Origin of the sequence: Geodermatophilus obscurus DSM 43160 (assembly GCF_000025345.1) — a bacterium.
GTDB lineage: Bacteria > Actinomycetota > Actinomycetes > Mycobacteriales > Geodermatophilaceae > Geodermatophilus > Geodermatophilus obscurus.
In genome coordinates this window covers 3,146,239-3,164,020 of the sequence record NC_013757.1, presented here as the reverse complement: position 1 = coordinate 3,164,020, position 17,782 = coordinate 3,146,239, and the positions used below count along the sequence as shown (strand labels likewise).

Below are 17,782 nucleotides of genomic sequence, written 5' to 3'. Positions count from 1 at the left end.
CGAGCGTCCGCTCCTTGAGAACTCAACAGCGTGCCGAAAGTCAGTGCCAAGTAACAAACCCCTTTTTGTGGGTTTCTTTGGGTTGATGGATATCGAGAGCGTCCAGTTCTCGGTTCTCGGCCTGGTTCAAGCATCTACGGAGAGTTTGATCCTGGCTCAGGACGAACGCTGGCGGCGTGCTTAACACATGCAAGTCGAACGGTGAACCTGCTTCGGTGGGGGATCAGTGGCGAACGGGTGAGTAACACGTGGGCAACCTGCCCCCGGCTCTGGGATAACTCCAAGAAATTGGGGCTAATACCGGATGTGACCGCTGGCCGCATGGTCTGGTGGTGGAAAGGGTTTCCGGCTGGGGATGGGCCCGCGGCCTATCAGCTTGTTGGTGGGGTAGTGGCCTACCAAGGCGACGACGGGTAGCCGGCCTGAGAGGGTGACCGGCCACACTGGGACTGAGACACGGCCCAGACTCCTACGGGAGGCAGCAGTGGGGAATATTGCGCAATGGGCGGAAGCCTGACGCAGCGACGCCGCGTGGGGGATGACGGCCTTCGGGTTGTAAACCTCTTTCAGCAGGGACGAAGCCGTGAGGTGACGGTACCTGCAGAAGAAGCACCGGCCAACTACGTGCCAGCAGCCGCGGTAATACGTAGGGTGCAAGCGTTGTCCGGAATTATTGGGCGTAAAGAGCTCGTAGGCGGTTGGTCGCGTCGGCTGTGAAAACCCGGAGCTCAACTCCGGGCCTGCAGTCGATACGGGCCGACTTGAGTGTTGCAGGGGAGACTGGAATTCCTGGTGTAGCGGTGAAATGCGCAGATATCAGGAGGAACACCGGTGGCGAAGGCGGGTCTCTGGGCAACAACTGACGCTGAGGAGCGAAAGCGTGGGGAGCGAACAGGATTAGATACCCTGGTAGTCCACGCCGTAAACGTTGGGCGCTAGGTGTGGGGGCCATTCCACGGTCTCCGTGCCGCAGCTAACGCATTAAGCGCCCCGCCTGGGGAGTACGGCCGCAAGGCTAAAACTCAAAGGAATTGACGGGGGCCCGCACAAGCGGCGGAGCATGTTGCTTAATTCGATGCAACGCGAAGAACCTTACCTAGGCTTGACATGCACGGAAATCTCGCAGAGATGCGGGGTCCGTAAGGGCCGTGCACAGGTGGTGCATGGTTGTCGTCAGCTCGTGTCGTGAGATGTTGGGTTAAGTCCCGCAACGAGCGCAACCCTCGTTCCATGTTGCCAGCACGTGATGGTGGGGACTCATGGGAGACTGCCGGGGTCAACTCGGAGGAAGGTGGGGATGACGTCAAATCATCATGCCCCTTATGTCTAGGGCTGCAAACATGCTACAATGGCCGGTACAAAGGGCTGCGATACCGCAAGGTGGAGCGAATCCCAAAAAGCCGGTCTCAGTTCGGATTGGGGTCTGCAACTCGACCCCATGAAGTTGGAGTCGCTAGTAATCGCAGATCAGCAACGCTGCGGTGAATACGTTCCCGGGCCTTGTACACACCGCCCGTCACGTCACGAAAGTCGGTAACGCCCGAAGCCGGTGGCCCAACCCCTTGTGGGAGGGAGCCGTCGAAGGCGGGATCGGCGATTGGGACGAAGTCGTAACAAGGTAGCCGTACCGGAAGGTGCGGCTGGATCACCTCCTTTCTAAGGAGCACTGGCCGCCACATGCGTGTGGTGGTCCAGAGCTGCGCTCGGACCGTGATGGTTTCCCGCCTGTGGGGGGCCGCGGGTGTTCGGGGCAGTGCTCGAGGGTGGAACGCTGACCAGTTCGGCCGGCAGCCTGGCTGCCGCTTCTAGTACGGCGGGTCCTTTCGGGGGCTCGTGGGGAACGGGGTGGCGGCGGGGATGACCGGTGGTAGGCACGCTGTTGGGTCCTGAGGGAGCGGGCCCCCCGGGGTGGACGGGAATCGTTCGCCGGTGGGGGGTGGTTGTCTCGGTCGGGGCCGTCCGGGTCCTCGTACCACCCGCCGTCTCCTCCCCTGTGCGGGGATGGGGTCGGTGGGGTTTGGCGGGGCGGGTGCCGGATGGTGGCCGGTTGGTCGTTGAGAACTGCACAGTGGACGCGAGCATCTTCTTTGATTGCAGGCCCGCGCGCGAGCGCCGGTCACGTGGTGTCTTTCCCTTCCGGGGAGGCGGTGCGTGGCAGGTGTTGGGCGTGGGGTTTGTTGTAGTTGTGTGGCCAAGTTGTTAAGGGCACACGGTGGATGCCTGGGCACCAGGAGCCGATGAAGGACGTAGGAGGCTGCGATAAGCCTCGGGGAGCTGCCAACCGAGCGTTGATCCGAGGATGTCCGAATGGGGGAACCCCGCACCAGTCATGTGGTGTGACCCGCGCCTGAACACATAGGGCGTGTGGAGGGAACGTGGGGAAGTGAAACATCTCAGTACCCACAGGAAGAGAAAACAACCGTGATTCCGTGAGTAGTGGCGAGCGAAAGCGGATGAGGCTAAACCGTTTCCATGTGATACCCGGCAGGGGTTGTGGGAGCGGGGTCGTGGGACCGTTCTGCAGGTGCTGCCGCACCTGCGGGGAGTGAGAAAGTGCTGTCGTTAGTGGAAGGCCTCTGGAAGGGGTCGCCGTAGAGGGTGAGAGCCCCGTACACGAAAACGCTGCACCTCCCGAACGTGTTTCCCAAGTAGCACCGAGCCCGTGGAATTCGGTGTGAATCTGGCGGGACCACCCGCTAAGCCTGAATACTCCCTGGTGACCGATAGCGGACGAGTACCGTGAGGGAAAGGTGAAAAGTACCCCGGGAGGGGAGTGAAATAGTACCTGAAACCGTGTGCCTACAAGCCGTGAGAGCCTGATCACCTTCGGGTGACGGTGATTGCGTGCCTTTTGAAGAATGAGCCTGCGAGTTAGTGGTACGTGGCGAGGTTAACCCGTGGGGGGTAGCCGTAGCGAAAGCGAGTCCGAACAGGGCGAGTCAGTCGCGTGCTCTAGACCCGAAGCCGAGTGATCTACCCATGGCCAGGTTGAAGCGCGGGTAAGACCGCGTGGAGGACCGAACCCACCAGGGTTGAAAACCTGGGGGATGAGCTGTGGGTAGGGGTGAAAGGCCAATCAAACTCGGTGATAGCTGGTTCTCCCCGAAATGCATTTAGGTGCAGCGTCGCGTGTTTCTTGCCGGAGGTAGAGCACTGGATGGCTGATGGGCCCCACAAGGTTACTGACGTCAACCAAACTCCGAATGCCGGTAAGTGAGAGCGCGGCAGTGAGACTGCGGGCGATAAGGTTCGTAGTCGAGAGGGAAACAGCCCAGATCATCGGCTAAGGCCCCTAAGCGTGTGCTAAGTGGAAAAGGATGTGGGATCGCAGAGACAACCAGGAGGTTGGCTTAGAAGCAGCCATCCTTGAAAGAGTGCGTAATAGCTCACTGGTCAAGTGGTTCCGCGCCGACAATGTAGCGGGGCTCAAGCACACCGCCGAAGCCGTGGCACTCCAGCACGTCCCCGTCGTCGCCTTTCGAGGCGCCGGCCAGGGGCTGGGGTGGGTAGGGGAGCGTCGTGTGGCGGGTGAAGCGGCGGAGGAATCCAGCCGTGGACGCCACGCGAGTGAGAATGCAGGCATGAGTAGCGAGAGGGGAGTGAGAACCTCCCCCGCCGGAAGACCAAGGGTTCCTGGGCCAGGCTAATCCGCCCAGGGTGAGTCGGGACCTAAGGCGAGGCCGACAGGCGTAGTCGATGGACAACGGGTTGATATTCCCGTACCCGCGAAGGAACGCCCATGCTGAACCCAGCGATGCTAACCGCCCGAACACCCGCGGTCTGGTTCTTTCGAGGATCGGATGCGGGGACTAGCGCGGGATCCGGACTGGTAGTAGGCAAGCGATGGGGTGACGCAGGAAGGTAGTCCTACCGGTGAGTGGTAGTACCGGTGCAAGGGTGTGGCCCGCGCCATAGGCAAATCCGTGGCGCATTCAGGGTGAGGCCTGACGCATAGCCGATTGCGGTGAATGGGATGATCCTATGCTGCCGAGAAAAGCCTCTAGCGAGTTCCGAGCGGCCCGTACCCCAAACCAACTCAGGTGGTCAGGTAGAGAATACCGAGGCGATCGAGCGAACTGTGGTTAAGGAACTCGGCAAAATGCCCCCGTAACTTCGGGAGAAGGGGGACCCCTTCCCGTCAACCAGCGTGCCTGGGGCAGCGGAGGGGGGTCGCAGAGACCAGTGAGAAGCGACTGTTTACTAAAAACACAGGTCCGTGCGAAGTCGTAAGACGATGTATACGGACTGACGCCTGCCCGGTGCTGGAACGTTAAGGGGACGGGTTAGTGCGCCTTCGGGTGTGCGAAGCTCAGAACTCAAGCGCCAGTAAACGGCGGTGGTAACTATAACCATCCTAAGGTAGCGAAATTCCTTGTCGGGTAAGTTCCGACCTGCACGAATGGCGTAACGACTTCTCAGCTGTCTCAACCACAGGCTCGGCGAAATTGCACTACGAGTAAAGATGCTCGTTACGCGCGGCAGGACGGAAAGACCCCGGGACCTTCACTACAGCTTGATATTGGTGTTCGGTTCGGCTTGTGTAGGATAGGTGGGAGACTGTGAAGCGAGCACGCCAGTGTTCGTGGAGTCGCCGTTGAAATACCACTCTGGTCGAATTGGATGTCTAACCTCGGTCCGTGATCCGGATCAGGAACAGTGTCAGGTGGGTAGTTTAACTGGGGCGGTTGCCTCCCAAAATGTAACGGAGGCGCCCAAAGGTTCCCTCAGCCTGGTTGGCAATCAGGTGTCGAGTGCAAGTGCACAAGGGAGCTTGACTGTGAGACCGACGGGTCGAGCAGGAGCGAAAGCTGGGACTAGTGACCCGGCACCGGCATGTGGAAGCGGTGTCGCTCAACGGATAAAAGGTACCCCGGGGATAACAGGCTGATCTTCCCCAAGAGTCCATATCGACGGGATGGTTTGGCACCTCGATGTCGGCTCGTCGCATCCTGGGGCTGGAGTAGGTCCCAAGGGTTGGGCTGTTCGCCCATTAAAGCGGTACGCGAGCTGGGTTTAGAACGTCGTGAGACAGTTCGGTCCCTATCCGCCGCGCGCGTAAGAGACTTGCGAAGAGCTGTCCCTAGTACGAGAGGACCGGGACGGACGAACCTCTGGTGTGCCAGTTGTACCGCCAGGTGCACTGCTGGTTGGCTACGTTCGGCAGGGATAACCGCTGAAAGCATCTAAGCGGGAAGCTCGCTTCAAGATGAGGTCTCTCACCCAGTCAATGGGGTAAGGCCCCCGCCCAGACCAGCGGGTTGATAGGCCGGAGGTGGAAGCACCGCGAGGTGTGGAGCTGACCGGTACTAACAGGCCGAGGGCTTGACCACACGACCACCACCACCCCCACACGCGTGTGCGGGAATGCGGTCGAAGAGCAATGCGTGACATCCAACGCGTCCACTGTGCGGTTCTGAACGCACCAACCGGGGAACACGCCTGGTTTGTCTCGTTCACAGTGTTACGGCGGTCATGGCGAGAGGGAAACGCCCGGTCCCATTCCGAACCCGGAAGCTAAGCCTCTCAGCGCCGATGGTACTGCCCTGGAGACGGGGTGGGAGAGTAGGACACCGCCGGACAACCACTCCAGAACGGGGGTCAGAGCCACGTGCTCTGACCCCCGTTCTGTCGTTTCCGGACACTTCTCGCGGCGCTGCGCGTGCTGCCCCCACTCTTGAGGTACGGAGACGCTCATGACTTCACCGCGACGAGGCGCCGGCGGTACCGGCGGACAGGGACCCCGAGGAGGCCGCGGCGGCTCCGGGCAGGGCCGTCCGCAAGGACGAGGTGCGGGTGCCCGTGGGGCGTCCTCCGGGCGCGACGCGCAGGGCTCCTGGCAGGGACGCCGGCCGGCCGGTGGTCGGTCGGAGGACGGCCGCGGAGGCAGCTGGCAGGAGCGTCGTCCCGAGGGAGACCGGCCGCAGCGCCGTCCCCAGGGGCAAGCGGGCAGCCGGGGCGAAGGTGGCTCGCGGCAGGACTGGCGGGACCGCCGCCCGCAGCGCGACGCCGGCTCGAACGCCGGAGCACCGCGCAGGGAGTGGCAGGACAGGCGGCCGCAGGGAGACCGCCCGGCGGCAGGTCGATCGGACTGGCGGGACCGCCGCCCGTCGGCTGACCGGGGTCGCGACGACCGCCCGGGCCGGGATGACCGGCGACCGCAGGGAGACCGTCCGGCGGTAGGCCGATCGGACTGGCGGGACCGCCGTCCGTCGGCTGACCGAGGTCGGGACGACCGCGCGGGCCAGGATGATCGGCGACCCCAGGGAGAGCGCCCGGCGCGCGGCAGCTGGCAGGACCGCCGGTCGGCAGGGGAGCGGCCGCAGGGGGAGCGCCCGGCGCGCGGCAGCTGGCAGGACCGCCGGTCGGCAGGGGAGCGGCCGCAGGGGGAGCGCCCGGCGCGCGGCAGCTGGCAGGACCGCCGGTCGGCAGGGGAGCGGCCGCAGGGGGAGCGTCCGGCGCGTAGCACCTGGCAGGACCGCCGGTCGGCAGGGGAGCGGCCGCAGGGGGAGCAGACGGGGTGGCGCGACCGTCCGCGTGGCGGACGTTCCGATGTCGCCCCGGACCGGCGCGAGGGACGTCCGCAACGCCCTGGTGGGTCGCATGGTGAGTGGCAGTCCCGCGAGGGCCGGCCCGGCGGACAGCGGAGCGACTGGCGTGACCGCCGTCCCGGCGACGACCGCCGCGGGCGCCCGGAGCATGGTCAGCGGCCGCCCCGCAGCGGCGAGCGCACCCCGCCCGCGCCCGCGGGTCCGGAGATCCCCGACTGGGCCGACCCGCGGGAGCTGGACCAGTCCATACGCGCGGCGCTGCGCGGGCTCGACCCGCGCAACGCCCAGCGGGTGGCGGGCCACCTGGTCGTCGCCGGGACGCTCGTCGACGACCAGCCCGAGGAGGCGCTGGCCCACGCGCGGGCGGCCCGCGACCGGGCGTCGCGCATCGCCGTCGTCCGCGAGGCCGTCGGCGTGGCCGCGTACCACGCCGGGGACTACGCCGAGGCCGCTCGTGAGCTGCGGGCCTACCGCCGGATGAGCGGCGACACCGGGTACCGGGCGGTGCTCGCCGACTGCGAGCGGGCCCTGGGGCGTCCCGAGGTCGCGCTGCGGCTGGTGCGCGAGGCGTTGGCCGAGCACCCGGACACCGAGGAGACCGTCGAGCTGCGCCTGGTCGAGGCGGGTGCCCGCCAGGACCTCGATGAGCTGTCCGCGGCCCGTCTCGTGCTGGAGGGCGTCCTCGGCGGGCGCCCCCGCCCGGACTCGGTCGACTGGACCGATCCCGCGGTGCTGCGGGTCTCGGCCGCCTATGCCGACATCCTCGAGGCCGCCGGCGAGAGCGCCCTCGCGGCCGAGTGGCACGCCGCGGTGGCTGCCCACACCCCGGACGAGTCCGACGTCGAGTTCTCCGAGGAGGAGCTGCCGGTGGTCGACGTCGCCCCGGCGGTCGAGGCTGCCGAGACACCGGTCGGCGGAGCGCCGTCGGACGCGGACGACGACTCCGGCGGCGACGATGACTCCGGCGACGACGCCGGCGACGACGCCGGCTCGGACGACGACGGAGACGAGTCGGGCGCCTACGACTTCCACGAGGACGTCGAGGCCGAGGTCGCCGAACTGCTGGGAGAGACCGACGAGCCCGAGGACGCCGCTGCCGCGGAGGCCGCCGCCGAGCACTGACCGCCGACAGCGGGCGCGGCGTCGTCCACACCGGTGCCCGCGGTCCACAGGTCGCCGACGGACCTGCTCCGGCCGTGGCGGGACGGCGAGGCTGCCCGTCATGAGCGTGGCTGTGATCGACCGGAACGACGTGGTGCTCCGCGGGAGGCTCTCTGCCCCGGCCGAGGTGCGGACCCTGCCCAGCGGGGACACGCTGGTCAGCTTCCGCTTGGTGGTACGCCGGCCCGGACCACAGACCCGGGGGCGGTCGACCGACACGCTGCCGTGCATCACCTACGACCGCGCGCTGCAGAAGCGGGTCACGGCGTGGCAGGCCGGTGACGTCGTCGAGGTGGAGGGCGCCCTGCAGCGCCGGTTCTGGCGGACCGCGACCGGCACCACGTCGATGACCGAGGTGAACTGCCGGCGCGGACGCAAGGTGCCGCGGTCCGCAGGGGCCGACGTCCGTACCGCGTGAGCGGCCGGTCAGTCCCCGTGGGGCCGCAGCACCAAACCGGTCCGCGGCTTCGGGACGAACAGCGTCGACTTCCGCGGCATGCGGGCGTTGGCGCGGGCCACGGCGGCGACGTCGGCCGGCGAGGGCGCCCGCAGCAGGACCGCCACGCCGTGGCGGCTGCGTGCGCCGGCCAGCGCCTCGTCGATGCCGTGCGCGATGAGGACGGCTCCGCCGTCGTCGGTGCGGCCCCACAGCCGGTGCACCAGACCGTGGTGGACGAGCACGACGTCCAGTCCGCGCCATGCCTCCGGGGCCTCGGCGGGCACGGCGTCGAGCACGTCGGCCGAGGGGGAGTCCAGCCGGACCACTCGCGATCCGTCGCTGACGAGCAGACCCGCGCCGCCGGGAGCGGTGATCCAGCGCTGGACCGTCTCGGCGGGGCCGCCGGCGCCCACGGGCAGCTCGGTCGCCCGGAAGCCGGCCGAGGCCGCGGCGAGCGCCTCGGTGAGGGCGAGGTCGGGCACCACCCGGTGGATCGGGTGCACCCGCAGCCCGCCCGGTCCCATGGGGGTGACCAGCGCCAGGATGGCGCGTGCACCGTGCGCCCGCGCCGCCGCGAAGCGGTGGTGCCCGTCGGCGATGACCGCCTCGGTGTCGGCGAGCGCGGCGGTGACCGGGCCGGTCAGCGCCGGGTCGGCCACCCGCCACAGGGCGTGCCGGACACCGTCGGCTTCGGTCACCTCGAGCGTGGGCGGGCCGTCCTGGGCTGCGACGGTCAGCGCGGGGAGACCCGGGTGCGGGTCGTGCGCCAGCACGATGGGCTCCAGGTCGGTCGCCGTGGCCTCCAGCAGCGCCCGGCGTCCCTCCACGGCACCGGGGAAGGTGTCCTCGTGGGGCAGTACGGCCCGCGAGCCGGCCGGCGGGAGCTCGACCGCGGCCAGCCAGCCGACGGTGTCCGGAGCGCCGTCCGCCGGGCTCAACGCGTAGACCCACAGTGCCGGCTCGGCGTCGCGCTCGAGCACTCCGGCCTGCTCCCAGTCCCGCAGCATCCCGGCAGCTCCGGCGACCGACCGGCGCAGCCCGTCGCCGCCCGAGCCGTCCACTCCGGACGCGACCCCGGGCAGGATGAGGCGCACGACGTTGTGCGGGTCGGCGGCGATCAGACGGTCCCGGCCCTCCGGGGTCACCAGGTCGTAGGCTGGCGAGCTCACCCGGGCCAGGTGGCCGGGGTCTCGTCGTCGGTACGTAAGAGCGCGGAAGGGCCGGACCTCGAGCCCCGTCGCAGCTTCCGGGTACGGGGAGTCCGACGTCGAGCGCACGACGGGGATCGTAGGAGCGGTGCGCTCCGGACGGTGGGCGTCGCGGGCTGCGAGAGCAAGCCGGTGACGACAACACCGCCCGGAGGCACCCGGATCGAGGGAGCAGCGGTGTCTGACGCGGGGGTGCCCGACGGCGACGTCTACGACTGGTACCAGCGCGGGCTGCAGCTGCTGGCCAACCGTGATCCGGCAGCGGCAGCGACGATCCTGGCCCGCGCCGCGGCGGCCGAGCCCGGATCGCGCAGCCTGCTGGAGGCGCTGGCCCGCGCCCAGTACGACGCCGGCCGCTACGCCGAGGCGGTCGGGACGTTCCGCGAGCTCACCGTCCGCAACCCGGCGGACGACTACGCCCAGTTCGGTCTGGGCCTCGCGGCCAGCCGAGCGGGCGACCTCGACCTCGCCGCCGAGCACCTGGCCCTCGCCGTGGCGATGCGGCCAGACCTGGGGCACTACTCGCGCGCGCTGCGCGGGGTGCGTGCCCGCCGCGGCGGGGAGACCTCGTGAACGGCGCCCCGGTCCCGCTGTCCATCGGTGCTGCGGAGCCACCCTGCCGGGAGTACGACGTCGCGCTGCTCGACCTCGACGGCGTCGTCTACGTCGGCCCCGAGGCGGTGCCCGGCGTGCCCGAGGCGCTGGCGACCGCGCGGGCGGCGGGCATGCGGCTGGGCTTCGTCACCAACAACGCGTCCCGGACGCCGGAGGAGGTCGCCGGGCACCTCACTGCTCTCGACGTCCCCGCCCGCGCCCCGGAGGTGATCACCAGCTCGCAGGCGGCGGCCACGGTCGTCGTCCAGCGGCTCGGTGCGGGCGCCCGCGTCCTGCCGGTCGGCGGCCCGGGGGTGGCCGCAGCGCTCCGGGCCGCGGGGCTCACCGTGGTCACCGACGCCGGGGAGGAGCCGCTCGCGGTCGTGCAGGGCTACGGCCGCGACGTCGGGTGGACCGAGCTGGCCGAGGCCGTGGTGGCGGTCCGCAACGGCGCCGAGCACGTGGCCACCAACGCCGACGCCACCATCCCCTCCCCGCGGGGGCCCCTGCCCGGCAACGGCGCGCTGGTGGGTGTGGTCAGCGCCGTCACCGGCCGGCGCCCGCTGGTGACCGGCAAGCCCGACCCGGCCATGCACGCCGAGTGCGTCCGGCGCACCGGAGCGCGACGGCCCCTGGTGGTGGGCGACCGGCTCGACACCGATGTCGAGGGTGGTCGCCGCGCCGGCGCGGCGACCCTGCTCGTCCTCACCGGCGTGACTGATCCGGCGACCCTGCTGGCGGCCGGTCCGGACCAGCGGCCCGACCTGCTCGCCCCGGATGCCGCCGGCCTGCTCACCACCCACCCCGCGGTCGTCGCGGACGACGGAGGGTGGCGCTGCGGGGCGTGGTCCGCTCGGTCCGGGGCCGGGGACGGTCCGCTGCGCCTGGGCCGGCACGTGGCCGGTGCGGCCGCCGGCGCCGACGGGCTCGACGGGCTGCGCGCGCTGTGCGTCGCGCACTGGGCCCGGTATCCGGACACGGCCGCACCGGCGCGGGTCGCTGCTGCCGACGAGGCTGCCGCCGCCGAGCTGCGGCGCTGGGTGTTGCCTTCCTGACGTCCGCGGGGGTCGGGGCCGGTGGGTGGGCATCGCCCTCGTGCAGCGGCCCGCCGCCGGCCCCGTCCCAAGCACCGCCCCGAGCACTGATGGGGCACTCGCAGGGTCCCGCCGCGGACTCGCGAGTGGGCGGGGGCAAGGGGGTCCTCCGAGGCGAGGGCGGGGTCCTGTCACGGTGGGGACGGGAGGGCCCTCCTTCAGAGCAGCGTGCGCAGCCGGAGCATGTCGCGCAGGCCGGCCTCCAGCTTCACCCGCCCCGACGCCCAGGCCGGGCCGAAACTGAGCCGGCCATCGGTCAGTGCGACCAGGTCGTCGCTGGTCATGGTGAACCGGATGTCGGCCTTCTCCGGCGACTGGCCGTCGGGCTCGGCCCGCAGGTCGCGGACCGAACCCCGGGCCAGCCGGCCGCGGACGAGCTGCCCGAGGTCGGTCAGCCGACAGGACAGGCTCCGGTCCAGGCCCTGCGCCGCAGGCTTGGCCGCGAGGTCGCCGAGGATGCCCTCCAGGGCGGTCATGCACTGCTCCATCGTGGCCACTCGGGCACGCCTCCATCGCGTCGGGGGACCGGGCGGCCGAACGCTAGCGCCCGCCGGCGACCCGTGTGCGTCGGCCCCGGCCGGTACCCTCGCGGGCCGGGGGACCAGCACCCGGCACCGCCCGGGCCGCCGGTCCCCGAGGTCCCGCCGGCGTCCTCCCGCGCCGTGCCCGTCCACCCGAGAGGCCAGCGATGACCGAGCCGAACCGACCGGTACCGGGGCCGCCCCGGCCCGGGCCGTGGGGTGGCGCGGCACCGGTCCCGGCCGCGGCGATGCCGGCCGCGGCGATGCCGGACGAGACGCAGCCGGACGAGGCCCAGCCGGACGAGGCCCAGCCGGCGGACGCGGACGACGGCACGCCGTTCGCTGGTCTCGACCGGCGCCCGGTGACCGAGCACGTCGCGGTCTTCGAGGCCGAGCACGCCCGGCTGCAGCGCGAGCTCGGCACGATCGACCAGCTCTGATGGTCCGCCGCAGCCGGCTCGACGCGGAACTCGTGCGGCGGGGGCTGGCCCGCTCCCGGGAGCACGCCGTCGCCCTCATCGCCGACGGGCGGGTCGCCGTCTCCGGACGGGCCGCGACCAAGCCCGCCACCGGCGTGGACGCCAACACCCCCGTCGTCGTGCGCACCGACCCCGACGAGCCGAGCTGGGTCTCCCGCGGCGCGCACAAGCTGCTCGGCGCCCTGGAGGCCTTCCCGGTCCCCGTCGAGGGCCGGCGGGCACTGGACGCCGGCGCGTCGACCGGCGGCTTCACCGAGGTGCTGCTGCGCCGCGGGGCCCGCGAGGTCGTGGCCGTCGACGTCGGCTACGGCGAGCTGGCCTGGTCGCTGCGGACCGACGAGCGGGTGCGGGTGCTCGAACGGACCAACGCCCGCACGCTGACGGCCGAGCAGGTCGACGGCCCGGTGGACCTGGTCGTCGCCGACCTGTCGTTCATCTCCCTGCGGCTGGTGCTGCCCGCCCTCGCCTCCTGCGCCACCGACGCCGCCGACCTGCTGCCCATGGTGAAGCCGCAGTTCGAGGTCGGCCGCGAGCGGCTCGGCGCCGGTGGCGTCGTGCGGGACCCGGCGCACCGGCAGGACGCCGTCCTGCAGGTGGCGCGGGCCGCCGCCCAGATCGGCTGGGGGACGGCGGGCGTGGTCGCCAGCCCGCTGCCCGGACCGGCCGGCAACGTCGAGTTCTTCCTCTGGCTGCGCCGCGACGCCGGGCCGCCGTGCGGGGAGGACGTGCGCCGCGCCGTCGAAGAAGGACCGTCGTGAGCCGCCGCGTGGGTACCCAGGACCCGTCGGCCGCCCAGCACCGCGGCCGCCGGCACCCCGCCGGCGGCCGCTCCCGAGGAGGACCAGTGACCGAGCGTGCGAGGTCGCCCAGGGACACAGCACTGCCTGGCACGCGACTGACGAGCGCCAGCAAGGAGGAAGCGTGACAGAGGTCAGCCCCACCGTCTGGGCCCCCAGCGGAAACCGGCACGTGCTGCTCACCGTGCACACCGGCCGTCACGACATCGTGGAGCTCGCCCGCAGCTCCGCCGCCCGGCTGGCCAAGGCCGGCATCACCGTCCGGCTGCTCGAGGACGAGGCGGACGCGCTCGGCATCGAGGGCGCGCAGGTCGTGCCCCCGGACGCCGAGGCCGCCCGCGGCGCGGAGATCGTCATGGTCTTCGGCGGTGACGGCACCTTCCTGCGCGCCGCCGAGCTCGCCCGCTACAGCAACGCCGCGCTGATGGGCGTCAACCTCGGCCGCGTCGGCTTCCTCGCCGAGACCGAGCCCGAGGCGGTCGAGGAGACGCTCACCGCCATCGAGCGGTGCGAGTACTCGGTGGAGAAGCGGCTGGCGATCGAGGTCGACGTCCTCGACGCCACCGGTGCCGTCGTCGGCGGCACCTGGGCGCTGAACGAGGCCTCGGTGGAGAAGTCTGAGCGCTCGCGGGTGCTCGACCTGGTCGTGGCCATCGACGGTCGTCCGCTCACCAGCTTCGGCTGCGACGGCGTGCTGTTCGCCACACCCACCGGGTCCACGGCCTACGCGTTCTCCGCCGGCGGGCCGGTCGTGTGGCCCGACGTCGAGGCGATGCTCGTCGTCCCGTCGAACGCACACGCGCTGTTCTCCCGCCCGCTGGTCACCTCGCCGGACTCGGTGCTCACCGTCGCCATCCCGGCCGACGGCAACCGCGCCCGCGTGTCCGCCGACGGGCGGCGCGCGCTGGAGGTGCCCGAGGGCGGACGGGTCGACGTCCGCCGGGCCGCGCGGCCGGTGCGCATCGCGCGGGTGCACAAGACCACGTTCGGCGACCGGCTGGTGGCCAAGTTCGGGCTGCCGGTGCGCGGGTTCCGCGACGCGCGCCGGCACGACCCGGGCCACGAGATGGCTCCGGACCGCAACGTGCTGACCCGCGGTTACGTCCGCGGGGACGGAGGGGAGGGGGGCCATGGTGGCGACACGGACGACGACGCGTGAGACCCGACGGCTGGCCCGCACGGCGGAGCCGGTCGAGCCGGTCGCCGCGCCACCGGACGGCGGGACGTCGCTGGGCCGGCTGACCGAGCTGCGCATCCGCGGGCTCGGCGCCATCGACGACGTCACCCTCGAACTCGGCGACGGCCTGACCGTGGTGACCGGGGAGACCGGCGCGGGCAAGACGATGGTCGTCACCGGCCTGACGCTGCTCTTCGGCGGGCGGGCCGACCCCGGCCGGGTGCGCGCCAACGGGCGGGCCGGTGTCGAGGGCCGGTTGGCGCTGCCCGCCGATTCCCCGGTGTGGGAGCGCGCGGCCGATGCCGGCGCCGACCCCGATGACGACGGCACGCTGATCCTGGCGCGCACGGTCAGCGCCGAGGGCCGCTCGCGTGCCCACCTCGGCGGGCGCAGCGTGCCGGTCGGCGTGGTCGCCGAGCTGGCCGAGGGCCTGCTGGCGGTGCACGGGCAGAGCGACCAGCTTCGGTTGTCCCGTCCGGCCGAGCAGCGCCGGGCCCTGGACCGCTACGCCGGCACCGCGCACCTGGAGCTGCTGGACCGCTACCGCGAGGCGTACACCCGCTGGCGGCAGCTGGCCGGCGACCTCGAGCGCCGCCGCGGTCAGGCGCGGGAGCTGGCCCAGGCCGCCGACGTCCTCCGCCACGGGCTGGAGGAGATCGAGGCGGCGGGCCCGCAGCCGGGGGAGGACGCCGAGCTGGACGCGCAGGCGCGGCGGCTCAGCGACGCCGACGCGCTGCGCGCGGCCGCCGACGAGGCCCGCACCGCGCTGGTCGGCGACGTCACCGGCGACCTCGGCGAGGACCTGCCGCAGGACGCCAGCGCCGCGCTGGCGATCGCGGAGCGGGCGCTGGCCGCCTCCGACGACCCCACCCTGGTGATGCTCGCCCAGGACCTGAACGACGCGATCGCCGTGGTGTCCGACGTCGCCGGTCAGCTGGCCAGCTACGTCGCCGACCTCGACGCCGACCCCGCCCGGCTGGCCGAGGTGATGGACCGCCGCGCGGCGATCACCGCCCTGGTGCGCAAGTACGCCGACGTCGGCGACGGCGTGGACGGCGTCCTGGCCTGGGCCGAGGACGCCCGTCGCCGCCTGGACGAGCTCGACGTCTCCGACGAGGCCCTCGAGGCGCTCGAGGCCGCCCGCGACGCGGCCCGGGCCGAGGTCGACGACCTGGGCGCCCGGGTGTCGGCCGGGCGGCGGGCGGCCGCCGACGGGTTCGCCGCCGAGGTGGGCCGGGAGCTCGCTGGGCTGGCGTTGAAGAGCGCGCGGGTCTCCTTCTCCGTCGAGAGCGACCCGGACGCCCCGGGACCGGAGGGCATCGACGAGGTGGCCCTGCTGATGGCGGCCCACCCCGGCGCCCCGCCGCGCCCGGTGCACAAGGGGGCCTCGGGCGGTGAGCTGTCCCGGGTGATGCTGGCCATCGAGGTGGTGTTCGCCGGCGCCGACCCGGTGCCGGTCATGGTCTTCGACGAGGTCGACGCCGGGGTCGGCGGGCAGGCCGCCGGGGAGATCGGCCGGCGGCTGGCCCGGCTGGCACGCCGGCACCAGGTCGTCGTCGTCACCCACCTGGCGCAGGTCGCGGCGTTCGCCGACACCCACCTGGTGGTCGACAAGTCCCCGGACACCGGAGCGGGCGTGACCGCCACCGACATCCGGGCCGTCGACGGCGAGGACCGGGTCCGCGAGCTGGCCCGGATGCTCTCCGGGCTGACCGACAGCGACACCGGTCAGGCCCACGCCCGGGAGCTGCTCGCCGTGGCGGCGACCGCACGCGCGGCGGCGTAGCGGAGGGACCGGCAGCCAGGAGTGACGGCGGAACGAGCGGGGTAGGGCCGGGTCGTGCCCTACCGACGTCGCACCGCCGCAGCCGCGCGGCCCCTCGCCCACCCCGCGCTGACCGGCGCCGCCCGGTGAGCTGCTTCTCCTCCGCCGACGAGTCGGCGCACTACGGGTTCAGCGTCTGCATGCTGCTGCAGCACTACCGCGAGCAGCTGGGCTGGGCGCGCGAGGGCGTCGTCGAGCTCGGCACCGGTGACGCCACCGCCATCGCCGACGTGGTGGCCGGCCTGCCGGAGCTGCGGGTGCGCAGCTTCGACATCAGCGCCCCGTCGGTCGAGCGGGCCCGGGAGAACATCGCCGCCCGCGGGGTCGCCGACCGCTACACCGTCGAGTTCGGCGACTTCTTCGACCGCGCCGACTCCGCGGCCGGGCCGTCGGCGTCCACGGTGATCGCCAACCCGCCCTACATCCCGGCGCCGGACCGCGACATCCGCATGCCCGAACTCTGGGGTGGGGTGTACGGCAACGACCTGGTGCTGCAGCTGCTCAAGGCCGGCTACCGCAACGTGGTCACCGCGGTGCCGAGCTACGCCGACCCGGAGACGACGGTCCGGACGGCGGAGGACCTCGGGTACCGCGTCGTGAACTTCCTCGCCATGTGCCTGGACTACGGCGAGTACAGCAGCGAGCAGAAGGTGCGCGACCACGTCCGCCGGCTGGTCGCCGAGGGCCGCGGCTGGGCGGGGGAGGACGAGTACATGGTCGCCGTCGCGCTCTTCACGCAGGACGCGGACATCCCCGGCGACCGCGGCGCGCAGCTGCTGCGGGCCCTGCAGATCGCCGTCTGACCCCGGCGCCATGAGGTGAGCCGCCCTGCGGGGCGGTCCGACGAGTGGGGCCCGCAGGGTCCTGCGAGGAGGGCCGGGGTGGGCTCAGCTCAACGGGGGACGGCACGTGGCCGCGGTGCGGTCCGGAGGACCGCGAGGTCATCGTCACCGCCGCTTGGCGTAACCCGCGAGGCCGAACTGCAGCAGCGCGAGACCCCGCCCGCCGCGGGCGCGCAGCTCCGCGGACAGCTCCGGGCCGGAGACGCCGGCGAGCACCCGGTCGCGGGCCAGCTCCAGCAGCGCGGCGTACAGGCTGAGCACCGCGTGCGCGGCCAGCCACGGCGCGAGCTCACCCGGCTCGGCCTGCGTCTCCTCGGCGATTAGCTCCGCCAGCGCGGTGGTCAGCTCGCCGAGGATCTCCCGCTCGCGCACCTGCAGCGTGCGGCTGCCGCGGATCACCCGGGCCATCTCGGCCACACCGGCGGCGGCCTCGGGTGCGCCGAGCCCGCTCATCGCCCGGACGACGAAGGTGCCGGCCGCTGCGCTCACCGACTCGCCTGCGGGACGGCGGCGCACCGCCTCGAGCAGCGCTGCGCGCATCGGGGGGTCGGCCTCGAAGACCAGCCCCTCCTTGACCGGGAAGTGGTTGAACACGGTCTTCTCGACCACGCCGGCGCGCTGCGCGATCTCCATGACGCTGACCGCGTCGAACCCGCGCTCGGCGAACAGCTCGGCGGCGGCCTCGATGATCGTGCCGCGGGTCTGCTGGCGGCGCCGCTCGCGCAGGCCCGGGCCGCGCAGCGCGCGCCGCCCGCGCCGCCCGCGGGCGGGCTGTTCGGGCTCGGCGGGGGCCGGGGGAGCGGCCGGCGTGGTGGCCCCGGGGAGCGGCGGCGCCTCGTCGTCAGGCGTCGCCGGCGCGGGCAGGTCGTGGACGGCCGCCTCGGGCGTCTCCGGCCGGGCGTCGTCGTCCTCGTCCGTGCGGCCGACTGCATGCGCCCCTGGAGTCACCTCGCCAACGCTAGACAGCCCGGCGGGGGGCTCCGGCGGGGTCTGTGCGGCAGGTGTGCCCGGCGTGTCGTCGTCTCCGTGGTGTCGGACACTCTGCGTGACTGGTATGTCGCCGATGCGCGTCGGAGGACGGTGGCCCCAGGTCCCCG

12 protein-coding genes and 3 rRNA genes are annotated in these 17,782 nt (G+C 71.7%); 12 read left to right on the top strand and 3 right to left on the bottom strand.

The features are described 5' to 3' along the window. Positions 1-133: 133 nt before the first annotated feature. From GOBS_RS14750 to GOBS_RS14725, 5 genes are all read left to right on the top strand, one after another. Positions 134-1,656 (top strand): 16S ribosomal RNA (locus GOBS_RS14750). A 533-nt stretch (positions 1,657-2,189) separates the two neighbouring features. After that, positions 2,190-5,330, top strand: a 23S ribosomal RNA gene (locus GOBS_RS14745). A 132-nt stretch (positions 5,331-5,462) separates the two neighbouring features. Then, a 5S ribosomal RNA gene (rrf, locus tag GOBS_RS14740) occupies positions 5,463-5,579 on the top strand. Together the 16S, 23S and 5S rRNA genes form the textbook arrangement of a ribosomal RNA operon. A gap of 1,260 nt (positions 5,580-6,839) precedes the next feature. Next, on the top strand, positions 6,840-7,670 hold the full coding sequence (locus tag GOBS_RS14730) for a tetratricopeptide repeat protein (protein ID WP_049788304.1): 831 nt from the start codon (positions 6,840-6,842) through the stop codon (positions 7,668-7,670). Positions 7,671-7,770: 100 nt separating this feature from the next. Beyond that, positions 7,771-8,127 carry a single-stranded DNA-binding protein gene (locus GOBS_RS14725; protein WP_012949058.1) on the top strand — a complete coding sequence of 119 codons (357 nt, stop codon included), beginning with the start codon at positions 7,771-7,773 and terminating at the stop codon, positions 8,125-8,127. A gap of 8 nt (positions 8,128-8,135) precedes the next feature. On the opposite strand, the gene GOBS_RS14720 is transcribed toward GOBS_RS14725, so the two are convergent. Beyond that, positions 8,136-9,425, bottom strand: a complete 1,290-nt coding sequence (locus tag GOBS_RS14720; RefSeq protein WP_012949057.1) for a DUF1015 domain-containing protein — start codon at positions 9,423-9,425, stop codon at positions 8,136-8,138. Between the two features lie 108 nt (positions 9,426-9,533). Between GOBS_RS14720 and GOBS_RS14715 the strand changes: the two genes are divergently transcribed. Further along, complete coding sequence (locus tag GOBS_RS14715) at positions 9,534-9,929, top strand: tetratricopeptide repeat protein (protein WP_012949056.1); 396 nt, start codon at positions 9,534-9,536, stop codon at positions 9,927-9,929. Next, positions 9,926-11,005, top strand: coding sequence for an HAD-IIA family hydrolase (locus GOBS_RS14710; RefSeq protein ID WP_012949055.1), 1,080 nt, complete (start codon positions 9,926-9,928; stop codon positions 11,003-11,005). The genes GOBS_RS14715 and GOBS_RS14710 overlap by 4 nt, the downstream gene beginning before the upstream one ends. A 197-nt stretch (positions 11,006-11,202) precedes the next feature. Here the strand turns inward: GOBS_RS14710 and GOBS_RS14705 are convergent, their stop codons facing one another. Then, positions 11,203-11,520, bottom strand: a complete 318-nt coding sequence (locus GOBS_RS14705; protein WP_243697507.1) for an SCP2 sterol-binding domain-containing protein — start codon at positions 11,518-11,520, stop codon at positions 11,203-11,205. Positions 11,521-11,732: 212 nt separating this feature from the next. Here GOBS_RS14705 and GOBS_RS14700 point away from each other — a divergent pair, with 212 nt between their 5' ends. From GOBS_RS14700 to GOBS_RS14680, 5 genes are all read left to right on the top strand, one after another. Continuing rightward, positions 11,733-12,005, top strand: coding sequence for a hypothetical protein (locus tag GOBS_RS14700; RefSeq protein WP_012949053.1), 273 nt, complete (start codon positions 11,733-11,735; stop codon positions 12,003-12,005). Further along, positions 12,005-12,802 carry a TlyA family RNA methyltransferase gene (locus GOBS_RS14695; RefSeq protein WP_012949052.1) on the top strand — a complete coding sequence of 266 codons (798 nt, stop codon included), beginning with the start codon at positions 12,005-12,007 and terminating at the stop codon, positions 12,800-12,802. The genes GOBS_RS14700 and GOBS_RS14695 overlap by 1 nt, the downstream gene beginning before the upstream one ends. A 163-nt stretch (positions 12,803-12,965) precedes the next feature. Beyond that, positions 12,966-14,000, top strand: coding sequence for an NAD kinase (locus GOBS_RS14690; RefSeq protein WP_012949051.1), 1,035 nt, complete (start codon positions 12,966-12,968; stop codon positions 13,998-14,000). Continuing rightward, positions 13,972-15,804, top strand: coding sequence for a DNA repair protein RecN (gene recN / locus GOBS_RS14685; RefSeq protein ID WP_012949050.1), 1,833 nt, complete (start codon positions 13,972-13,974; stop codon positions 15,802-15,804). The genes GOBS_RS14690 and recN overlap by 29 nt, the downstream gene beginning before the upstream one ends. Before the next feature lie 125 nt (positions 15,805-15,929). Further along, positions 15,930-16,646, top strand: coding sequence for a class I SAM-dependent methyltransferase (locus GOBS_RS14680; RefSeq protein ID WP_012949049.1), 717 nt, complete (start codon positions 15,930-15,932; stop codon positions 16,644-16,646). Between the two features lie 144 nt (positions 16,647-16,790). Here GOBS_RS14680 and GOBS_RS14675 read toward each other — a convergent pair whose 3' ends face one another. Beyond that, positions 16,791-17,633, bottom strand: coding sequence for a TetR/AcrR family transcriptional regulator (locus GOBS_RS14675; protein ID WP_012949048.1), 843 nt, complete (start codon positions 17,631-17,633; stop codon positions 16,791-16,793). Positions 17,634-17,782 lie beyond the last annotated feature (149 nt).

Excerpts from the sequence above, each read along its gene's own strand:
- GOBS_RS14725 (WP_012949058.1), top strand. The coding sequence starts at position 7,771 with ATGAGCGTGGCTGTGATCGACCGGAACGACGTGGTGCTCCGCGGGAGG.
- GOBS_RS14705 (WP_243697507.1), bottom strand. The coding sequence starts at position 11,520 with ATGACCGCCCTGGAGGGCATCCTCGGCGACCTCGCGGCCAAGCCTGCG.
- GOBS_RS14700 (WP_012949053.1), top strand. The coding sequence starts at position 11,733 with ATGACCGAGCCGAACCGACCGGTACCGGGGCCGCCCCGGCCCGGGCCG.
- GOBS_RS14695 (WP_012949052.1), top strand. The coding sequence starts at position 12,005 with ATGGTCCGCCGCAGCCGGCTCGACGCGGAACTCGTGCGGCGGGGGCTG.
- recN (WP_012949050.1), top strand. The coding sequence starts at position 13,972 with ATGGTGGCGACACGGACGACGACGCGTGAGACCCGACGGCTGGCCCGC.